The organism is Streptomyces sp. MST-110588, assembly GCF_022695595.1.
Classification (GTDB): domain Bacteria; phylum Actinomycetota; class Actinomycetes; order Streptomycetales; family Streptomycetaceae; genus Streptomyces.
Map to the genome: position 1 here is coordinate 3,875,156 of NZ_CP074380.1, position 19,941 is coordinate 3,895,096.

Genomic DNA, 19,941 nt, shown 5'->3' on the forward strand with positions numbered 1-19,941 from the left:
CCCCCACAGGGGCGGGCCCGTCCACATTTCCCGCATCCTGGCCGCACGCTCTACAGCGGTCGCAGTACCGGTTCTTTCTGGACGGCACCCAGCAGCCGGTCCAGCGCCAGTTCCACGTCTTCCTTCCAGGAGATCGTGGTGCGCAGTTCGAGCCGCAGCCGGGGGAAACGCGGGTGCGGCCGTACCGTCTTGAAGCCCACCGCCAGGAGGTGCTCGGCGGGAAGCACACACGCCGGTTCTTCCCAGCGCGCGTCCCCGAACGCCTCGACCGCCTTGAAGCCGCGCCGGATCAGGTCCTTGGCGACCGTCTGCACCATCACCCGGCCCAGTCCCTGCCCCTGGAAGCCCGGCGTCAGCCAGGCCGTCAGCAACTGCACGGCATCGGAGGACACCGGGCTCGTGGGAAAGGCCGTGGAGCGCGGCACATACGCCGGGGGCGCGTACATCACGAACCCGACCGGCACCTCGTCGACATAGACCACCCGCCCGCAGGAACCCCATTCCAGCAGTACGGCCGAGATCCAGGACTCCTTTTCCAGCTCCGTCCGGCCGCCCTTTACCGCGGCCTCGCCACTGACGGGATCGAGCTCCCAGAAGACACAGGAGCGGCACCGCTTGGGGAGATCCGGAAGGTTGTCCAGCGTGAGCGGTACGAGCCTGCGGCCCATGAAGCCAGGTCCTCACTTCCCTCGCCCGCCACACCACGGGACGCTGCCAGCATCTCCCGCTCCTTGAGCAGGCCCCCGACAAATCCACCGACGGCTCCGAGGCCGAACCCCGCTGCCATCAGTGCGGTGCGGCTCACCGATCGCATGGCTCTCTCCTCGATGTGAGGCTTCCCTGCGGATGCGCGCCATACCCGGTCGCATCGTATCGACGGCACGCTGCCGCTGGTACCGCGCAACGGCAAAGGGCGGGCCGTGTTCCGGTGACGAACAACGGAACACGGCCCGCCCCACAGGCCCGAGGAGTCAGTTTACTTGTCCTCGCCGGTCTCCTGCTCCATGACCCGGCCCTCGCCCGGGGCGAGCGTGCCGAGGATGCGGTCCAGATCCTCTATCGAGGCGAACTCGACGACGATCTTTCCCTTCTTCTGTCCCAGGTCTACCTTCACCCGGGTCTCGAAGCGGTCCGAGAGCCGGGAGGCGAGATCGCTCAGCGCGGGGGACACCCGCGCACCGGCACGCGGCCCCTTGGCCTTGGCCCCGCTCTTGGGGCGTGTCCCCATCAGCGTCACGATCTCCTCGACCGACCGCACCGACAGCCCCTCGCGCACGATGCGCATGGCCAGCCGCTCCTGCTCCTCCGCATCATCCACGGGAATAAGGGCCCTGGCATGGCCTGCGGAAAGCACTCCCGCCGCAACCTTTTTCTGCACCGGCGGTGACAGCCGCAACAGCCTCAGGGTGTTGGAGACCTGGGGACGGGACCGTCCGATCCGGTCGGCCAGTTCATCGTGGGTGCACTTGAAGTCCCGCAGCAACTGGTCGTAGGCCGCCGCCTCTTCCAGTGGATTGAGCTGGGCGCGGTGGAGGTTCTCCAGCAATGCGTCCAGCAGCAGCTTGTCGTCCTCGGTCGCCCGGACGATGGCGGGGATCCGTTCCAGGCCGGCCTCACGGCACGCCCGCCAGCGGCGCTCGCCCATGATCAGCTCGTACCGCTCGGGACCGGTCTGCCGGACCACCACCGGTTGCAGCAGGCCCACCTCCCGGATGGAGATGACCAGCTCCTCTAGCGCAACCTCGTCGAAGACCTCACGTGGCTGCCGTGGATTAGGGGTGATGGAGTCCAGCGGAAGCTCAGCGAAATGAGCCCCCTCGACCTCCTTGATCACCTCCATGGCGGCAGCCTCCTCCTTCACCGGCGCTCGTGTTTCACGTGAAACAGGGCTCTTGGGAAGCGAGGCGACCTTCGCCGCCGCAACCCCTCGGTCCGCCACTATGACCGGCACGTCCGATGGCGACATCGTTCCCCTGCCCACTGCGGGGCCGGTTCCCTCTGGGGTCTGCTGTGCCGGGGGGATCAGTGCAGCAAGCCCACGGCCCAGCCCCCTACGTCGTTCGCTCACTGATTCCCCTCCGACATGCTGTGCTGTTGTGCTTGGTAGTTCACGGTGGGTCCCTGCCCCCCGGCCCCGGCGACTCCACGCAGTGCGATCTCCCGAGCCGCCTCCATGTAGGAGAGCGCCCCGCTGGATCCCGGGTCATAGGTGAGAACGGTCTGCCCGTAGCTGGGCGCCTCGGAGATACGCACGGAACGAGGAATGCTGGTACGCAGCACCTCGCTGCCGAAGTGGTTGCGTACCTCGTCGGCGACCTGCGAGGCCAGGCGGGTCCGCCCGTCGTACATGGTGAGCAGGATCGTCGAGACATGCAGTCCGGGGTTGAGATGTCCCCGTACCAGGTCGACATTGCGCAGCAACTGGCCCAGTCCCTCCAGCGCGTAGTACTCGCACTGGATGGGGATCAGCACCTCGGCGCCGGCGACCAGCGCGTTGACGGTGAGCAGTCCCAGGGACGGCGGGCAGTCGATGAGGATGTAGTCCAGCGGCTGCTCGTACGCCTTGATGGCCCGGTCCAGCCTGCTCTCCCGGGCCACCAAGGACACCAGCTCGATCTCGGCACCGGCCAGATCGATCGTGGCAGGAGCACAGAACAGGCCCTCCACGTCCGGTACCGGCAGCACGACGTCGGAGAGCGGCTTGCTCTCCACCAGGACGTCGTAGATCGAGGGCACCTCGGCGTGGTGGTCGATTCCCAGAGCCGTCGAGGCGTTGCCCTGTGGATCGAGATCGACCACCAGGACCCGGGCTCCGTGCAGGGCCAGCGAAGCGGCGAGGTTGACGGTCGTGGTGGTCTTGCCGACCCCGCCCTTCTGGTTGGCGACCACCATGACCCGGGTCTGTTCCGGCCGGGGCAGACCGCCGTCCACGCGGCCGAATACCTCCACCGGTAGCTGAGCTGCACGACCGATCTGGGTGTCGTCCATCGGGGACGGCGTCTCCTGGGAAACGCCCTCCTCGAACGACTCGCTACGGGGACCGGGGACCGGATCGGTCATCGGCCCCGCGATGTTGGCGTCGGACCGCAAGGATTCACTCTCCTCGACATCAGGCTCGCAATGCTCAGAGCCTGCCATGCTTTCGGGGTGGTGAACCACTGAGGTCCGTTCTCCTGTGGATACATCCTCTTCTGTGGATACATCCGTGACCCATGTGGGTTGACGGTCGCGCGGCGCGGCAGCCGCCCGGCCCCGGCTGATAATTCCCTGCAGCAGAGAACGACGTTTCACGTGAAACACGATGACAGCGCAGCGCCCGAATTCTCCGCGACACTCCGCTTTATGTCGTTTTGATGGGTTTTATGGAGTACTCCGCATGGACATCCGGTGGGAGTGCTCGCGCCCGGAAGCCGTCAGCGGCGCCGACCCCGCGAGCCACGGCCGGTCCGCGCCGCCTTGGCCCGCTTGGCCGCAAAGCGCACCCCGCCGGGGCTCTCCCCGACCTCCACCCGCACCACCGTCGACAGCGGGTCCACGATCCCTTCACCGACCTGCACCACAGAGGTCTCCACCACACCGAGCTTGCTCAGCGCGGCCCGCGCGCCCTTCAGCTCCTCCTCAGCGGTGTCCCCCTTGAGCGCCAGCATCTCGCCGTACGGACGCAGCAGCGGAACACCCCAGCCCGCGAGACGGTCCAGCGGCGCCACCGCCCGGGCGGTCACCACATGCACCTGCGGCAGCTTGCCCATGACCTCCTCGGCCCGGCCGCGCACCACCGTCACATGATCCAGTCCCAGCAGCTCGACCACTTCCTGGAGGAAGGTCGTCCGCCGCAGCAGCGGCTCCAGCAGGGTGATCTTCAGGTCCGGACGCACCAGCGCCAGCGGAATCCCCGGAAGCCCTGCCCCCGACCCGACATCGCACACCGTGACGCCCTCGGGAACCACTTCCGAGAGAACCGCACAGTTCAGCAGGTGCCGCTCCCACAGCCGCGGCACCTCACGCGGCCCGATCAGCCCCCGGCGCACCCCCGCGTCGGCGAGCAGCTCGCCATAGCGCACAGCCTCCGCAAAGCGCTCACCGAATACCTCCTGCGCCGCTTCCGGCGCCGGCGGGAGCTCCGCTGCTGCCTCCGTCACGGGAACCGCCCTTCCTCTGCACTGCATCTTCGACATGGACCCAGGAACCGCGGCGCCGAGCACCGGCGCCACGAAACCGGATGAGAAGGCGCCCGATGGTTCAGACACCCCCTGATACAGAAGGCTGACAAGTTTCGGCCCCGCCTGCGAGCAGACGGGGCCAAAGATCTTAGGGACGCCGACGCCGGTCAGGCCGGCAGAACCACCACTCGGCGCTGCGGCTCCTCGCCCTCGGACTCGCTGCGCAGTCCGGCCGCCGCCACCGCGTCGTGTACGACCTTCCGTTCGAAGGGCGTCATCGGCTTGAGCTTCACCGGCTCACCGGTGCTCCTGGCCTCCTCGGCGGCCTTGGCACCCAGCTCCGCCAGCTCCGTACGCTTGCGCGCCCGGAAACCCGCGATGTCCAGCATCAGCCGGCTACGGTCACCGGTCTCCCGGTGGACCGCCAGCCGGGTCAGCTCCTGCAGCGCCTCCAGCACCTCACCGTCACGGCCCACCAGCTTCTGCAGGTCACGGCCGGCCGTGTCACTGATGATCGACACGGCGGCACGGTCCGCCTCGACATCCATGTCGATGTCGCCGTCGAGGTCCGCGATGTCCAGCAGCCCCTCAAGGTAGTCGGCCGCGATCTCCCCCTCCTGCTCCAGGCGGGTGAGCGTGTCCGTGCCCTCAGCGGCAGGGGAGCCCTCCACCGAGGACGAGGGGCGGGTCGTGTCCGTCACAGAAGGACTCCTTCTTACTTCTTGGACGGGTGCTTGGGCCGCTGTGGGCCCTTGCGCTGTCCGGACTTGGCCTTACGGGAGCCGGAGGAGGTGTGACCGTCCTTCTTCGGCGTGCTGTCCTGCGGTGTCTTCTTCTCCAGCGACTGCTTCTTCGTGGCGCTCTCGGCCGAGGCGCCCGCAGTGCCGGAGACCGACCCGGCACGGGTACGGTTCTGCGCTCCGCCGCCCGAGGGCTGCGTCTGACGCTGGGACTTCGTCTGCCGCTTGGGCTGCTGCCGGTTCTGGCGCGCCTCCTCGGCGGCCTTCCTGGCCTCGGTCTCGGCCGGGTCCTCGACGATCTTGCCCTTGGCGCGCAGCCGCTCCTGCCGCTCCTTGAACGCCTTGCTGCCCGGAGTCGGGTTACGGCGGATGACGTACATCTGCTGGCCCATGGTCCACACGTTGGTGGTCAGCCAGTAGACGAGGACACCGACGGGGAAGTTGATGCCGAAGACGGCGAACATGATCGGGAAGACGTACATCAGCATCTTCTGCTGCTGCATGAACGGCGTCTTCACCGTCAGGTCGACGTTCTTGGTCATGAGCTGGCGCTGCGTGTAGAACTGCGACGCCGACATCAGCACGATCATGATGACCGTGACCACACGGACGTTGGTCAGGGACGCGCCCAGGCTCTCGATCTTCTCCGCGCTGTCCATGAACTTCGCAGCCAGCGGGGCGCCGAAGATGTGCGCCTTCTGCGCGCTCTCCAGCAGCGACTGATCGATGAAGCCGACCGTCTTGTTATTGGCGATGTGGTTCAGGACCTGGTAGAGCGAGATGAAGAACGGCGACTGCGCCAGGATCGGGAGACAGCTCGAAAGCGGGTTGGTACCCGTTTCCTTGTAGAGCTTCATCATCTCTTCGGACTGGCGCTGCTTGTCGCTCTTGTAGCGCTCCTGGATCGCCTTCATCTTCGGCTGGAGCGCCTGCATGTTCCGCGTCGCCTTGATCTGCTTCACGAAGAGCGGGATCAGGCAGATACGGATCAGCACCACCAGCGAGACGATGGACAGACCCCACGCCGCTCCACTGTTCCGGTCGAAGAGGAGGCTGTAGAACGAGTGGAACTGGACGATGATCCAGGAGACGGCGTAATAGAGAGGATTCAGGATCGTGTCCACGAATCAGGCTCCTTGGGCGTTGGGCTGAGTCTCGGGCTGTGCGGCGGGCTCATGGACGACGGGCCCGCCCGAACGGCTCCTCAGCCGCTGATGCCAGACCGGACGCTTCCGGGGAGGAACGTGGTCCACGCCACCGAGCGACCACGGATTGCACCGCAGGATGCGCCAGGCCGTCAGCGCGGTCCCTTTCACCGCGCCGTGCCGGTCGATGGCCGTATAGCCATAGCGGGAGCACGACGGGTAGTACTTGCAGACCGGGCCCAGCAGTGGGCTGATGGTCCATTGGTACAGCTTGATCAGCAGCAGCAGCGGATACTTCATCGCGGCGCCCTCCCCCGACCTTCGGTATGGGGATTCCCACCCAGCAGCCGCTGCAGCGCGGTGTCCAGGTCGCGGGCCAGGTCGTCGTGGTCCGCCGTACCCGCACCGGGCAGCGCCCGTACGACTACCAGGCTACCGGCGGGCAGCCGGTCCAGCCGGTCCCGCACAAGGTGGCGAAGTCTGCGCTTGACCTTGTTGCGGACCACGGCACCGCCGACGGCCTTGCTCACGACGAAACCCGCACGCGCCGGGGGAAGGCATTCCCCCGCTGCGTGCGGGTCCGTTGCACCGCTACGAAAATGAACGACAAGGAGCGGGCGCCCGGCCCTGCGTCCCCGGCGTACCGCGGTCGCAAAGTCCTCGCGCCGCCTCAGCCGATGTTCGGTAGGCAGCACGTCATGGACCTATAGGTCAGGCTGCTCAGGCCGACAGGCGCGCGCGACCCTTGCCACGGCGGGCGGCGAGAATCGCACGGCCGGCGCGGGTGCGCATACGCAGGCGGAAGCCGTGGGTCTTCGCGCGACGGCGGTTGTTCGGCTGGAAGGTGCGCTTGCTCACTCGGGGGCTCCAGAAATACTTGGTGTCTCCGGGGAGACAGATGTGGGGCGTCGACTGGCTGTCACCGTGCGCCCACGAGTAGCTCGCAACGCCCGAGTGCACCGCTACACGATCACCAGAGCGCGATCTTTGCCCATCGGAGGCAGGCGGCAGCAGCCATCGACAACTCGACCTGGTTACGGTACGCGCGGCGACGTCATCCGGTCAAACCGGCCCCGCTCCGACCACACTATGCACAGGCTGTGGACAACAACTTGAATCCCCCACCCCGCCCTGACTACCGTGGGTCAACTCCGATTCCTTCCCGCCCGCCCCGTGAATCACACATTCGTGGGACCTGTGAGAGAGCGTGCTCTGTGGCTGACGTACCTGCCGATCTTGCCGCAGTGTGGCCACGCGTCCTCGACCACCTCCTACGCGCGGAGAGTGACAGTCTCAAGCCCAAGGACCAGGACTGGCTCAAGCGCACCCAGCCGCTGGCCCTGGTCGCCGACACCGCGCTGCTCGCCGTGCCGAACGAATTCGCCAAGGGCGTCCTGGAGGGCCGGCTCGCCCCCCTCATCGGCGAGGCGCTGAGCCACGAGTGCGGCCGTCCCATCCGTATCGCGATCACCGTCGACGACTCGACCGACGAGCCCGCGGCCCAGCAGCCGCCCTCGTCCCCGCAGCAGCACGGCCAGACTCAGCTTGGCCAGTCCCAGCACGGTCAAACGCAGCACGGTCAAACGCAGCACGGTCAGACACAGCACGGCCGGCCCCAGCATGGCCAGGGACTGCACGGCCAGGGCCAGCAGGGCCAGCAGGGACAGCAGGGACAGCAGGGACAGCACCAGCCCCAGCAGGCGCAGCCGCAACACCAGTCCCAGCAGTACGACGGCTACGACGACCGTGACAACCGGCAGGGCTACGGCGTCCAGGGTGACGACCTGCCCACCGTCCGCCCCGCCTACCCCGATTATCAGCAGCGCCAGCAGCCCCGGCACGACCCCGGCGCCTGGCCGCAGCACTCCAACGGCCACGCGGGCGGCATGGGCGACCCCGGCCGCCACGAGGACTACGGCTGGCAGCAGCAGCGGCTCGGCGGCTTCCCCGAGCGCGACCCGTACGCCTCTCCGCCGCCCCCACACGTACAACAGCAGCATCAGCACTCCCAGCGGTCACAGAACGACTACCGGCCGCAGGCATCCGAGCGCCCCGGTCCGCCCCAGCACCAGCCTTCTGAGGGCCCGCGCTCCCCGTACGAGCAGCCGCAGCGCCGCGACCTCTCCGAGCACCAGCCGACCGCGCACACCCCGCACCCGGGCTCCGGCTCCCACCTGCCGGCGCCCAGCGGCGCGCCCGGCCCGCTCGCCGCCCAGCCCGCTCCCGCGGCCGGTCCCGGTGAGCCCACCGCCCGCCTGAACCCCAAGTACCTCTTCGACACCTTCGTCATCGGTGCTTCCAACCGCTTCGCGCACGCCGCCGCGGTCGCCGTCGCGGAGGCGCCGGCCAAGGCGTACAACCCCCTGTTCATCTACGGGGAGTCCGGCCTGGGCAAGACGCACCTGCTGCACGCCATCGGGCACTACGCGCGCAGCCTCTACCCGGGCACCCGGGTGCGGTATGTGAGCTCGGAGGAGTTCACCAACGAGTTCATCAACTCCATCCGCGACGGCAAGGCGGACGCGTTCCGCAAGCGCTACCGCGACATGGACATCCTTCTGGTCGACGACATCCAGTTCCTGGCGAGCAAGGAGTCGACGCAGGAGGAGTTCTTCCACACCTTCAACACCCTGCACAACGCCAACAAGCAGATCGTGCTGTCCTCCGACCGGCCGCCCAAGCAACTGGTCACCCTGGAGGACCGGCTCCGCAACCGCTTCGAGTGGGGCCTGATCACGGACGTGCAGCCGCCGGAGCTGGAGACGCGGATCGCGATCCTGCGCAAGAAGGCCGTACAGGAGCAGCTCAACGCGCCGCCCGAGGTACTGGAGTTCATCGCCTCGCGCATCTCGCGCAACATCAGGGAGCTGGAAGGCGCGCTGATCCGTGTCACGGCCTTCGCCTCGCTCAACCGGCAGCCGGTGGACCTGGGCCTGACGGAGATCGTCCTGAAGGACCTGATCCCCGGCGGCGAGGACGCCGCTCCGGAGATCACCGCGACCGCGATCATGGCGGCGACCGCGGACTACTTCGGGCTGACCGTCGACGACCTGTGCGGGTCCTCGCGGAGCCGGGTGCTGGTGACGGCCCGGCAGATCGCCATGTATCTGTGCCGCGAGCTGACGGATCTGTCGCTGCCGAAGATCGGCGCGCAGTTCGGGGGCCGCGACCATACGACGGTGATGCACGCCGACCGCAAGATCCGCGCGCTCATGGCGGAGCGGCGCTCCATCTACAACCAGGTCACCGAACTCACCAACCGCATCAAGAACGGCTGACCCACGCCGCGTACGGAAGCAGCCCGGTTACGGAAGCAGCCCGGTACGGGAGGTGGCTGCGTACAGAGCCAGAAGCAGCCGCACAGCCGCGTACGGGCATCCCGTACACGGGCACGGCCTCTCCAGGAGACGTACGGGCGGATCCCCGCACGAACGCGTCCCCGCCCGCTACTCCGAGACCTCCCGCCGCCCTTCCTGGAGCGCGCCCCATCCCGGTTCTCACCCCCGCTTCCCGTACGACACAAGGCTCCTGAGCGGCCGTCATGCCCCGTCAGCACACCTCGCCGTCACACCCCGCCGACACGCTCCCAGCCCCGCCCCGAGCGCCTGTCGAACCCCCTCCGGGCCTCCCCCGAGCCTCCTCCGTACCCCGCCTCATGCCCCGTCAGCCGGCCCCCTCTGTTCGATTTTCGGCGAGGTAACGGCCTCTCTCCACAGATTGGGCAAGAATCTTCCGTCCACACCCTGGGGACTCCATAGTTATCCAGTCCCTGTCCACAGGCCCGACCGGTCGCAGTACATCCCCCAGGTCACAGGGGTGTGGATTTGTGGCTGAAGATGATCCACAGGCTGTGGACAAAAGATCGCCCCATGGTTGCCCACATGACTCGTCCACCGCTCGCCCACAGCCCGAGCCGCCTTGTCCCCAGGCTTCCCGGGTCTTTCCACACCCCTGTCCACTGTTCGGCAATGCGACACCAGCGCTCACCGTGGCGAGTGAAAGGCGTCACACCAACGTGGAGGGTTGGGCTGTGGGGAACAGGGGTAAATCTGGGGATGGCGCTGGGGAGAAGTGCGCCCTGCCTGTGAACCGGCTGTGCAGAACTTCCGCCGATCCACAGACCCACCTGCTTATCCACGGCCCCCGCCCACAGGCGCAGTGGACAAAAAATCGGCGTTGACCTGCGAAAAGGCAGTTGTCCACCGTTTCCACAGGGCCTACTACTACGACCACAGAGATCTACCGGGGAACTCGCTCGGAAACGGGCCCTGTGCACAACTCGGCCCGGAGCGCCTCCGGACCTCTCGCCCCGACTTGACCCCGAGCCGCACCGACTGTCGGTGGCGTACGTCAGACTGGTGCCGCGGCAACCCAGCCGACGAAGAAGGCCAGCAGGGCGAGAGCCAGCAACAGCAGGAGGCGGTTTCCGGTGAAGATCCGGGTGGAGCGCGATGTACTCGCGGAGGCAGTGGCCTGGGCGGCCAAGAGCCTCCCGGCCCGTCCGCCGGTGCCCGTCCTCGCGGGCCTGCTGCTGAAGGCGGAGGAGAGTGCCCTGAGCCTCTCCGGCTTCGACTACGAGGTCTCGGCGCGGGTCTCGGTCGAGGCGGACGTGGAGGAGGGCGGCACGGTCCTGGTCTCCGGCCGCCTGCTCGCCGACATCTGCCGCGCCCTCCCCAACCGTCCGGTGGAGATCTCCACAGACGGTGTACGGGTCACCGTCGTCTGCGGCTCCTCGCGATTCACACTCCACACCCTTCCTGTGGAGGAGTACCCGGCCCTGCCGCAGATGCCGACCGCCACCGGCACCGTCCCCGGTGAGGTCTTCGCGGCTGCCGCCGCCCAGGTGGCCATCGCCGCCGGCCGCGACGACACGCTCCCGGTGCTCACCGGCGTACGGATCGAGATCGAGGGCGACACCGTCACGCTGGCCTCCACCGACCGCTACCGCTTCGCGGTCCGCGAGTTCCTGTGGAAGCCGGAGAACCCGGACGCCTCCGCCGTGGCGCTGGTGCCCGCCAAGACGCTTCTGGACACCGCCAAGTCGCTGAGCAGCGGTGACACCGTCACGCTGGCGCTGTCCGGGTCGGGCGCGGGCGAGGGCCTGATCGGTTTCGAGGGCGCGGGGCGGCGTACGACCACGCGGCTGCTCGAAGGCGACCTGCCGAAGTACCGCACGCTCTTCCCCACGGAGTTCAACTCGGTGGCCGTGATCGAGACCGCGCCGTTCGTCGAGGCGGTCAAGCGTGTGGCCCTGGTGGCCGAGCGCAACACTCCGGTGCGGCTGAGCTTCGAGCAGGGTGTGCTGATCCTGGAAGCGGGGTCGAGCGACGACGCACAGGCTGTGGAAAGGGTCGACGCCGACCTGGAGGGCGAGGACATCTCCATCGCCTTCAACCCGGGCTTCCTGCTGGAGGGCCTGTCGGCCATCGACTCCCCGGTCGCGCAGCTCTCCTTCACCACGTCGACCAAGCCCGCGCTGCTCAGTGGCCGGCCGGCCAAGGACGCCGAGGCGGACGAGGCGTACAAGTACCTGATCATGCCGGTCCGCCTCTCCGGCTGACGGCCGACGGCCGACGCTGACCGAGGGCTGAGCCGCTCATCACGGCTGATCGGGCGGCCCGCGAACCGTACGCGCTCGCGGGCCGCCCGCCCTCCCTGCGCCGTCCCTCAAGGCTGTCCCGGCGCCGTCGTCGTCGCCGTACGAAAGCCCCTCGGCCCGCAGTACGGCGACCGGCTGATGAGCGCCCTGGCCCACAGGTGTGCACGCACCCGCGGGCGTAGGCTCGGACTCAGGTACGAAACGCAACGACTACGTGCAAAGAGGGTCTGTGATGGAGCTCGGTCTCGTCGGTCTCGGCAAGATGGGCGGCAACATGCGTGAGCGCATCCGCCGCGCAGGACACACCGTCGTCGGATACGACCGCAACCCCGACCTCGCCGATGTCCACAGCCTCAAGGAGCTGGTGGACAGCCTGAAGGGGCCGCGGGTCGTGTGGGTCATGGTGCCGGCCGGTGCCGCCACCCAGTCCACGATCGACGAGCTGGGTGAGCTGCTCTCCCCGGGTGACGTGGTCGTCGACGGCGGGAACTCCCGCTGGACGGACGACGAGAAGCACGCCGAGGAGCTGAAGGCCAAGGGCATCGGCTTCGTGGACTGCGGTGTCTCCGGTGGCGTGTGGGGCCTGGAGAACGGCTACGCGCTGATGTACGGCGGCGCCGCGGACGATGTCGCCAAGGTGCAGCCGGTCTTCGACGCGCTCAAGCCGGAGGGCGACTTCGGCTCGGTGCACGCCGGCAAGGTCGGCGCCGGTCACTTCGCGAAGATGGTCCACAACGGCATCGAGTACGCCATGATGCAGGCGTACGCCGAGGGCTGGGAGCTGCTGGAGAAGGTCGACTCCGTCACCGACGTACGCGAGGTCTTCCGCTCCTGGCAGCAGGGCACGGTCATCCGCTCCTGGCTGCTGGACCTGGCCGTCAACGCGCTGGACGACGACGAGCACCTGGACAAGCTGCGCGGTTACGCCGCCGACTCCGGCGAGGGCCGGTGGACGGTGGAGGCCGCGATCGACAACGCGGTGCCGCTGCCCGCGATCACCGCGTCCCTGTTCGCGCGGTTCGCCTCGCGCCAGGACGACTCGCCGCAGATGAAGATGATCGCCGCGCTGCGCAACCAGTTCGGTGGCCACGCGGTGGAGAACGCCAAGAAGTAACGCCAGGAAGTAAGCACCGCTCAACAGGCTCAGGTTCAGGCTCAGCAGTTTCCGCTCAGCGGTTTTTGCGGTTTCCGCCGAGTGACACAAGTAGTTTCCGTAGTTCCGCTGCCGGGGGAGGTCGGCGCGCCACCATGCACGTCACGCATCTCTCGCTCGCCGACTTCCGCTCGTACGCCCGGGTCGAGGTCCCGCTCGGACCGGGCGTCACGGCTTTCGTGGGCCCCAACGGGCAGGGCAAGACCAACCTCGTTGAGGCGGTGGGCTACCTCGCCACCCTCGGCAGCCACCGGGTCTCCTCCGACGCGCCGCTGGTGCGCAAGGGGGCGGAGCGGGCGATCGTCCGGGCTTCGGTGGTGCAGGGCGAGCGGCAGCAGCTCGTGGAGCTGGAGCTGAATCCGGGCCGCGCCAACCGCGCGCGGATCAACCGGTCCTCGCAGGTCAGGCCGCGGGACGTGCTGGGCATCCTGCGGACGGTGCTGTTCGCGCCGGAGGACCTGGCGCTGGTCAAGGGCGATCCGGGGGAGCGCCGCCGCTTCCTGGACGAGCTGATCACCGCGCGCTCGCCGCGGATGGCGGGCGTGCGGTCGGACTACGACCGGGTGCTCAAGCAGCGGAACACCCTGCTCAAGACGGCGGCGCTGGCGCGGCGGCACGGTGGCCGGCAGCTCGACCTGTCCACTCTTGACGTATGGGATCAGCACCTTGCCCGCGTGGGTGCGGAACTGCTCGCTCAGCGTCTGGATCTGATCGCCGCGTTGCAGCCGCTGGCGGACAAGGCGTACGAGCAGCTCGCACCCGGCGGCGGCCCGGTGGGGCTGGAGTACCGCGGTTCCCTGGGCGAACTGCCGGCGGGCGCCGCCGCGGGCGGGGCCTCGCGCGAGGAGCTGTACGGGCTGCTGTCGGAGGCCCTCGGCCAGGCGCGCAGGAGCGAGATCGAGCGCGGGGTGACACTGGTCGGGCCGCACCGCGACGACCTGCTGCTCAATCTGGGGGAGCTGCCGGCGAAGGGGTACGCCAGTCACGGCGAGTCGTGGTCCTACGCGCTGGCGCTCCGCCTGGCCTCGTACGACCTGCTGCGCTCCGAGGGCAACGAGCCGGTGCTGGTGCTGGACGACGTGTTCGCGGAGCTGGACGCGCGGCGCCGGGAGCGGCTGGCGGAGCTGGTGGCGCCGGGCGAGCAGGTGCTGGTGACGGCGGCGGTGGACGAGGACGTGCCGGGGCAGTTGGCCGGGGCGCGGTTCGCGGTGTCCGGCGGTACGGCGGAGAAGGTCCGTCCGTGAGTGGTCAAGAGTCCCAGGAGCCCGACAAGTCCCGTGGGTCCCACACACCGCAGGGACCTGACGAGTCCGGCAAGCCCAAGCCGCCGGAGCTGTCCGGCGTGGACCTGGCGCGGCAGGCACTGGTGGCGGCCAAGGAGCAGGCCCGCGCCCGTGGGGCCGCCGCCCAGCAGAAGAAGCAGGCGCGGCGGGGCGGACTGCGCTCGGGTGCGCGGGCGGACGGCCGGGACCCGCTGCCGCTGGGCGCGGCAATCAGCCGGCTGATCACCGAGCGCGGCTGGGAGACCCCGGCGGCGGTCGGCGGGGTGATGGGCCGGTGGCCGCAACTGGTGGGGCCGGAGGTGGCGCAGCACTGCGAGCCGCAGAAGTACGACGAGGACGCGCGGGTGCTGACCGTGCAGTGCGACTCCACGGCCTGGGCGACGCAGCTCAGGCTGCTGGCGCCGCAGCTCGTGGCACGGCTGAACCAGGACCTGGGACAGGGCACGGTCCGGCTGATCAAGGTGCTGGGGCCGGGCGGCCCGGCACGGCGGTACGGGCCGTTGCGTGCGCCGGGGAGCAAGGGCCCCGGGGACACGTACGGCTGATACCCATGGCCGATACCTACGCCTGATACCTGCGGTTACACGTGCGGCCAGCGCCTGCCGCCGAGCCGTACGGCTGAGCGCCCGGACGCGGACCGCCGAGGGTGCGGACGCCTGCAGCCGGGCGCGGAAACGTATCACCAAGATCGTTGTCGTGCGGCGCCAAGATCGCGGACATCTGCCACCGAAGGTGCGGACGGACCCGTACGGCCGAGCGTGCGGATCTCTCCGCGCGGGGGCGCGCGCGTACCGCCGGAAGCGCACACGTACGGCTGCGGTGCGGGTGTGACGGGTGAGACTCCGCTCACGGTTCCCGGAGGTTGACAGCCCGAAGCGCTGAGTGCCGGTGTGAGCGTCCTGAGGGGCCGCCTCAGATATGGGGAGTCGGCGGACGCCAGTTCAGGGCGGCACGTGACGACTCAGGCGCCTGCAAACCCCCATTAGTGTCGGCGCTACCGGTAGACTGGTAGCAATCCCGCCCACTCGCGGAATATGTCGAACGACGTAGCCGCTCCCGCCTGTCTTCCACGGGTATTGCCCGTCGCAGGCCGGGAAAGGCTCGTGCTGTGCCAGAAAGGGCGCTTCGTGGCCGACTCCGGCGACCTCAACGAGAACAAGACGGCTTCTACTGAAGAGGGGGTTCCGGCAGCCGACGTCAGTGGCGACTCCTCGGAAGAGAAGTCGTACGACGCCAGCGCGATCACCGTCCTTGAGGGCCTGGACGCGGTCCGTAAGCGCCCCGGCATGTACATCGGTTCCACCGGTGAGCGCGGTCTGCACCACCTGGTGCAGGAGGTCGTCGACAACTCCGTCGACGAGGCGATGGCCGGGCACGCCGACACCATCGACGTGACGATCCTGGCCGACGGCGGGGTGCGTGTCGTGGACAACGGCCGCGGTATTCCGGTGGGCATCGTGCCCTCGGAGAACAAGCCGGCCGTCGAGGTCGTGCTCACCGTGCTGCACGCGGGTGGCAAGTTCGGCGGCGGCGGTTACGCGGTTTCCGGTGGTCTGCACGGCGTGGGTGTGTCCGTCGTCAACGCGCTGTCGCAGAAGGTTGCCGTCGAGGTCAAGACGGACGGTTACCGCTGGACGCAGGATTACAAGCTGGGTGTGCCGACGGCGCCGCTGGCCCGTAACGAGGCGACGGACGAGACCGGCACCTCGGTGACGTTCTGGGCCGACGGCGACATCTTCGAGACCACCGAGTACAGCTTCGAGACGCTCTCCCGCCGTTTCCAGGAGATGGCGTTCCTCAACAAGGGCCTGACCATCCAGCTCACGGACGAGCGCGCGGCCCATGTGGACGAGGAGGGCAAGCCCCTTTCGGTCCGGTACCACTACGAGGGCGGCATCGTCGACTTCGTGAAGTACCTCAATACCCGCAAGGGCGAAACGGTCCACCCCACGGTGATCGACATCGAGGCCGAGGACAAGGAGCGGCTGCTCTCCGTCGAGGTCGCGATGCAGTGGAACACCCAGTACACCGAGGGTGTCTACAGCTTCGCGAACACCATTCACACGCATGAGGGCGGTACGCACGAGGAAGGTTTCCGTGCGGCGCTGACCGGCTTGATCAATCGGTACGCGCGCGACAAGAAGCTGCTGCGGGAGAAGGACGACAACCTGACGGGTGAGGACATCCGTGAGGGTCTGACGGCCATCATTTCCGTGAAACTCGGTGAGCCCCAGTTCGAGGGCCAGACCAAGACGAAGCTGGGCAACACCGAGGCGAAGACTTTCGTGCAGCGGGTGGTGCACGAGCACCTCGCGGACTGGCTGGACCGTAATCCCAACGAGGCCGCCGACATCATCCGTAAGGGAATTCAGGCGGCCACCGCCCGGGTGGCGGCGCGCAAGGCACGTGACCTGACCCGGCGCAAGGGACTGCTGGAGACGGCGTCGCTGCCGGGCAAGCTGAGCGACTGCCAGTCCAACGACCCGAGCAAGTGCGAGATCTTCATCGTCGAGGGTGACTCGGCCGGCGGTTCGGCGAAGGCCGGCCGCAATCCCGAATACCAGGCAATCCTTCCGATCCGGGGAAAGATCCTCAACGTCGAGAAGGCCCGGGTCGACAAGATCCTGCAGAACAACGAGGTGCAGGCGCTGATCTCGGCGTTCGGTACGGGCGTCCACGAGGACTTCGACATCGAGAAGCTCCGCTACCACAAGATCATCCTGATGGCGGACGCCGACGTCGACGGCCAGCACATCAACACCTTGCTGCTCACCTTCCTCTTCCGCTTCATGCGCCCGCTGGTGGAGGCCGGTCACGTCTACCTCTCGCGCCCGCCGCTCTACAAGATCAAGTGGGGCCGGGACGACTTCGAGTACGCCTACTCCGACCGTGAGCGCGACGCGCTGATCGAGCTGGGCAAGCAGAACGGCAAGCGCATCCGCGACGACTCGGTCCAGCGCTTCAAGGGTCTGGGCGAGATGAACGCCGAGGAGCTGCGGGTGACGACCATGGACGTGGACCACCGCGTTCTGGGCCAGGTCTCCCTGGACGACGCCGCCCGCGCGGACGACCTGTTCTCGGTGCTGATGGGCGAGGACGTGGAGGCGCGGCGCTCGTTCATCCAGCGCAACGCCAAGGACGTCCGCTTCCTCGACATCTGATCCCGTCGGTCTGAACGACAGCCGCAGCGCGAAAGGACTTTGAACAGCAATGACCGACGAGAATCCCCCGTGACCCCCGGCGTGGCCCCGGACGGCACCGCCGCCGCCGTGGAAGGCGTGGGCCTGCGTGTCGAGCCCGTCGGGCTCGAAACGGAGATGCAGCGCTCCTACCTCGACTACGCGATGTCCGTGATCGTCTCGCGGGCGCTGCCGGACGTGCGGGACGGCCTCAAGCCGGTGCACCGCCGCGTCCTGTACGCGATGTACGACGGCGGATACCGGCCCGAGAAGGGCTTCTACAAGTGCGCCCGCGTCGTCGGTGACGTCATGGGTACGTACCACCCGCACGGCGACTCCTCGATCTACGACGCGCTGGTCCGCCTCGCGCAGCCGTGGTCGATGCGGATGCCGCTGGTGGACTCCAACGGCAACTTCGGCTCCCCGGGCAACGACCCGGCCGCGGCCATGCGGTACACCGAGTGCAAGATGAAGCAGCTCTCCATGGAGATGCTGCGGGACATCGACGAGGAGACCGTCGATTTCCAGGACAACTACGACGGCCGCAACCAGGAGCCGACGGTCCTGCCGTCGCGCTTCCCCAACCTGCTGATCAACGGCTCGGCCGGTATCGCCGTCGGCATGGCCACCAACATCCCGCCGCACAACCTGCGGGAGGTGGCGGCCGGTGCCCAGTGGGCGCTGGAGAACCCCGACGCCTCCCACGAGGAGCTGCTGGAGGCGCTCATCGAGCGCATCAAGGGCCCGGACTTCCCCACGGGTGCGCTGGTGGTGGGCCGCAAGGGCATCGAGGAGGCGTACCGCACGGGCCGCGGCTCGATCACGATGCGCGCGGTGGTGGCGGTCGAGGAGATCAACAACCGTCAGTGCCTGGTGGTCACCGAGCTGCCGTACCAGGTCAACCCGGACAACCTCGCGCAGAAGATCGCCGATCTGGTGAAGGACGGCAAGATCGGCGGCATCGCGGACGTCCGCGACGAGACCTCCTCGCGTACGGGCCAGCGGCTGGTGATCGTGCTCAAGCGTGACGCGGTGGCCAAGGTCGTCCTGAACAACCTCTACAAGCACACCGACCTCCAGACGAACTTCGGCGCGAACATGCTCGCGCTGGTGGACGGCGTGCCGCGGACGCTCTCGCTGGACGCGTTCATCCGCAACTGGGTCGCCCACCAGGTCGAGGTCATCGTCCGGCGCACGAAGTTCCGGCTGCGCAAGGCCGAGGAGCGGGCGCACATCCTGCGCGGTCTGCTCAAGGCCCTGGACGCCATCGACGAGGTCATCGCACTGATCCGGCGCAGCGATACGGTCGAGGTGGCACGCGACGGGCTGATGGGCCTGCTGGCCATCGACGAGATCCAGGCCAACGCGATCCTGGAGATGCAGCTTCGCCGGCTGGCCGCCCTGGAGCGGCAGAAGATCGTGGCGGAGCACGACGAACTCCAGGCCAAGATCAACGAGTACAACGCGATCCTGGCGTCGCCGGAGCGGCAGCGGCAGATCATCAGCGAGGAGCTGGCCGCGATCGTCGAGAAGTTCGGCGACGACCGGCGTTCGAAGCTGGTCCCCTTCGAGGGCGACATGTCGGTCGAGGACCTGATCGCCGAGGAGGACATCGTCGTCACGATCACCCGTGGCGGCTACGTCAAGCGTACGAAGACCGACGACTACCGCTCGCAGAAGCGCGGCGGCAAGGGAGTACGGGGCACGAAGCTGAAGGAAGACGACATCGTCGACCACTTCTTCGTCTCCACCACCCACCACTGGCTGCTGTTCTTCACCAACAAGGGCCGGGTCTACCGCGCCAAGGCCTACGAGCTGCCGGACGCGGGCCGGGACGCGCGCGGCCAGCACGTCGCCAACCTGCTGGCCTTCCAGCCGGACGAGCGGATCGCGCAGATCCTGGCGGTGCGCGACTACGAGGCCATGCCGTACCTGGTGCTCGCCACCAAGGCCGGCCTGGTGAAGAAGACGCCGCTGAAGGACTACGACTCGCCGCGCTCCGGCGGTGTCATCGCGATCAACCTGCGGGAGCGGGAGGACGGCACGGACGACGAGCTGATCGGCGCCGAGCTGGTCTCCAGCGCGGACGACCTGCTGCTGATCAGCAAGAAGGCGCAGTCGATCCGCTTCACGGCCACCGACGATGCGCTGCGTCCCATGGGGCGTGCGACGTCCGGCGTCAAGGGTATGAGTTTCCGTGAGGGGGACGAGCTGCTCTCGATGAATGTGGTGCGGGCCGGTACGTTCGTCTTCACCGCCACGGACGGCGGTTACGCCAAGCGCTCTCCCGTGGACGAGTACCGCGTGCAGGGACGTGGTGGTCTGGGCATCAAGGCCGCCAAGATCGTGGAGGACCGGGGTTCGCTGGTCGGGGCCCTGGTGGTGGAGGAGACCGACGAGATTCTCGCCATCACCTTGAGCGGTGGCGTGATTCGTACGCGGGTCAGCGAGGTCAGGGAGACCGGTCGTGACACCATGGGCGTCCAACTGATCAACCTGGGCAAGCGCGATGCCGTGGTCGGTATCGCACGGAACGCCGAGGCCGGGCGCGAGGCCGAAGAGGTCGATGGGGTCGAGGGGCCCGAGTCGGCCGACGACGCCGAGGGCACCGCGTCCGTGGCGGCCGAGGGCGGTGCGCCCGCGGCGGAGTAGCACGAGGAGTAGATCGTGAGTAGAGCCACG

At 68.1% G+C, this 19,941-nt stretch carries 16 protein-coding genes; 7 read left to right on the plus strand and 9 right to left on the minus strand.

Features of this window, described 5'->3' with window-relative positions; genetic code table 11:
- Positions 1-50 precede the first annotated feature (50 nt).
- The 9 genes from KGS77_RS17015 to rpmH form a co-directional block, all read right to left on the minus strand.
- Entirely contained in the window at positions 51-668 is a 618-nt protein-coding gene (locus KGS77_RS17015) for a GNAT family N-acetyltransferase (protein ID WP_242582535.1), read from the minus strand.
- Positions 669-976: 308 nt separating this feature from the next.
- Complete coding sequence (locus KGS77_RS17020; RefSeq protein WP_242582538.1) at positions 977-2,068, minus strand: ParB/RepB/Spo0J family partition protein; 1,092 nt, start codon at positions 2,066-2,068, stop codon at positions 977-979.
- Positions 2,065-3,138: an AAA family ATPase gene (locus KGS77_RS17025; protein ID WP_242582540.1), complete on the minus strand. Its 1,074-nt coding sequence runs from the start codon at positions 3,136-3,138 to the stop codon at positions 2,065-2,067. Before KGS77_RS17025 ends, KGS77_RS17020 begins: the two co-directional genes overlap by 4 nt.
- Positions 3,139-3,413: 275 nt before the next feature.
- Positions 3,414-4,139, minus strand: a complete 726-nt coding sequence (rsmG, locus tag KGS77_RS17030) for a 16S rRNA (guanine(527)-N(7))-methyltransferase RsmG (protein WP_242582542.1) — start codon at positions 4,137-4,139, stop codon at positions 3,414-3,416.
- 188 nt (positions 4,140-4,327) lie between these two features.
- Positions 4,328-4,831, minus strand: a complete 504-nt coding sequence (locus KGS77_RS17035) for a R3H domain-containing nucleic acid-binding protein (protein WP_242587514.1) — start codon at positions 4,829-4,831, stop codon at positions 4,328-4,330.
- Between the two features lie 44 nt (positions 4,832-4,875).
- Positions 4,876-6,024: a membrane protein insertase YidC gene (gene yidC / locus KGS77_RS17040; protein WP_242582544.1), complete on the minus strand. Its 1,149-nt coding sequence runs from the start codon at positions 6,022-6,024 to the stop codon at positions 4,876-4,878.
- 3 nt (positions 6,025-6,027) lie between these two features.
- Complete coding sequence (yidD, locus tag KGS77_RS17045; RefSeq protein WP_242582546.1) at positions 6,028-6,345, minus strand: membrane protein insertion efficiency factor YidD; 318 nt, start codon at positions 6,343-6,345, stop codon at positions 6,028-6,030.
- A complete protein-coding gene (gene rnpA, locus KGS77_RS17050) occupies positions 6,342-6,740 on the minus strand; it encodes a ribonuclease P protein component (protein ID WP_242582548.1) in 399 nt (132 codons plus the stop codon). Before rnpA ends, yidD begins: the two co-directional genes overlap by 4 nt.
- A gap of 25 nt (positions 6,741-6,765) precedes the next feature.
- Positions 6,766-6,903 (minus strand): 50S ribosomal protein L34, encoded by a 138-nt coding sequence (gene rpmH, locus KGS77_RS17055; protein ID WP_125638610.1) that lies wholly within the window; start codon positions 6,901-6,903, stop codon positions 6,766-6,768.
- Between the two features lie 356 nt (positions 6,904-7,259).
- Here rpmH and dnaA point away from each other — a divergent pair, with 356 nt between their 5' ends.
- The 7 genes from dnaA (at position 7,260) to gyrA (ending at position 19,911) form a co-directional block, all read left to right on the plus strand.
- Complete coding sequence (dnaA, locus tag KGS77_RS17060) at positions 7,260-9,323, plus strand: chromosomal replication initiator protein DnaA (protein WP_277994232.1); 2,064 nt, start codon at positions 7,260-7,262, stop codon at positions 9,321-9,323.
- 1,151 nt (positions 9,324-10,474) lie between these two features.
- Positions 10,475-11,605: a DNA polymerase III subunit beta gene (dnaN, locus tag KGS77_RS17065; RefSeq protein ID WP_242582550.1), complete on the plus strand. Its 1,131-nt coding sequence runs from the start codon at positions 10,475-10,477 to the stop codon at positions 11,603-11,605.
- A 271-nt stretch (positions 11,606-11,876) separates the two neighbouring features.
- Positions 11,877-12,758: a phosphogluconate dehydrogenase (NAD(+)-dependent, decarboxylating) gene (gene gnd, locus KGS77_RS17070; RefSeq protein WP_242582552.1), complete on the plus strand. Its 882-nt coding sequence runs from the start codon at positions 11,877-11,879 to the stop codon at positions 12,756-12,758.
- Between the two features lie 134 nt (positions 12,759-12,892).
- Entirely contained in the window at positions 12,893-14,041 is a 1,149-nt protein-coding gene (gene recF / locus KGS77_RS17075; RefSeq protein ID WP_242582554.1) for a DNA replication/repair protein RecF, read from the plus strand.
- An 89-nt stretch (positions 14,042-14,130) separates the two neighbouring features.
- Entirely contained in the window at positions 14,131-14,625 is a 495-nt protein-coding gene (locus tag KGS77_RS17080) for a DciA family protein (protein WP_242587516.1), read from the plus strand.
- 558 nt (positions 14,626-15,183) lie between these two features.
- Positions 15,184-17,241: a DNA topoisomerase (ATP-hydrolyzing) subunit B gene (gene gyrB / locus KGS77_RS17085; protein WP_242582556.1), complete on the plus strand. Its 2,058-nt coding sequence runs from the start codon at positions 15,184-15,186 to the stop codon at positions 17,239-17,241.
- Between the two features lie 69 nt (positions 17,242-17,310).
- Positions 17,311-19,911 carry a DNA gyrase subunit A gene (gene gyrA, locus KGS77_RS17090; protein WP_242582557.1) on the plus strand — a complete coding sequence of 867 codons (2,601 nt, stop codon included), beginning with the start codon at positions 17,311-17,313 and terminating at the stop codon, positions 19,909-19,911.
- Positions 19,912-19,941: the final 30 nt, after the last annotated feature.

Bases quoted from the DNA above. Each gene is read 5' to 3' on its own strand.
- KGS77_RS17025 (WP_242582540.1), bottom strand. From the start codon at position 3,138: ATGGCAGGCTCTGAGCATTGCGAGCCTGATGTCGAGGAGAGTGAATCC.
- recF (WP_242582554.1), top strand. From the start codon at position 12,893: ATGCACGTCACGCATCTCTCGCTCGCCGACTTCCGCTCGTACGCCCGG.
- KGS77_RS17015 (WP_242582535.1), bottom strand. From the start codon at position 668: ATGGGCCGCAGGCTCGTACCGCTCACGCTGGACAACCTTCCGGATCTC.
- gnd (WP_242582552.1), top strand. From the start codon at position 11,877: ATGGAGCTCGGTCTCGTCGGTCTCGGCAAGATGGGCGGCAACATGCGT.
- yidD (WP_242582546.1), bottom strand. From the start codon at position 6,345: ATGAAGTATCCGCTGCTGCTGCTGATCAAGCTGTACCAATGGACCATC.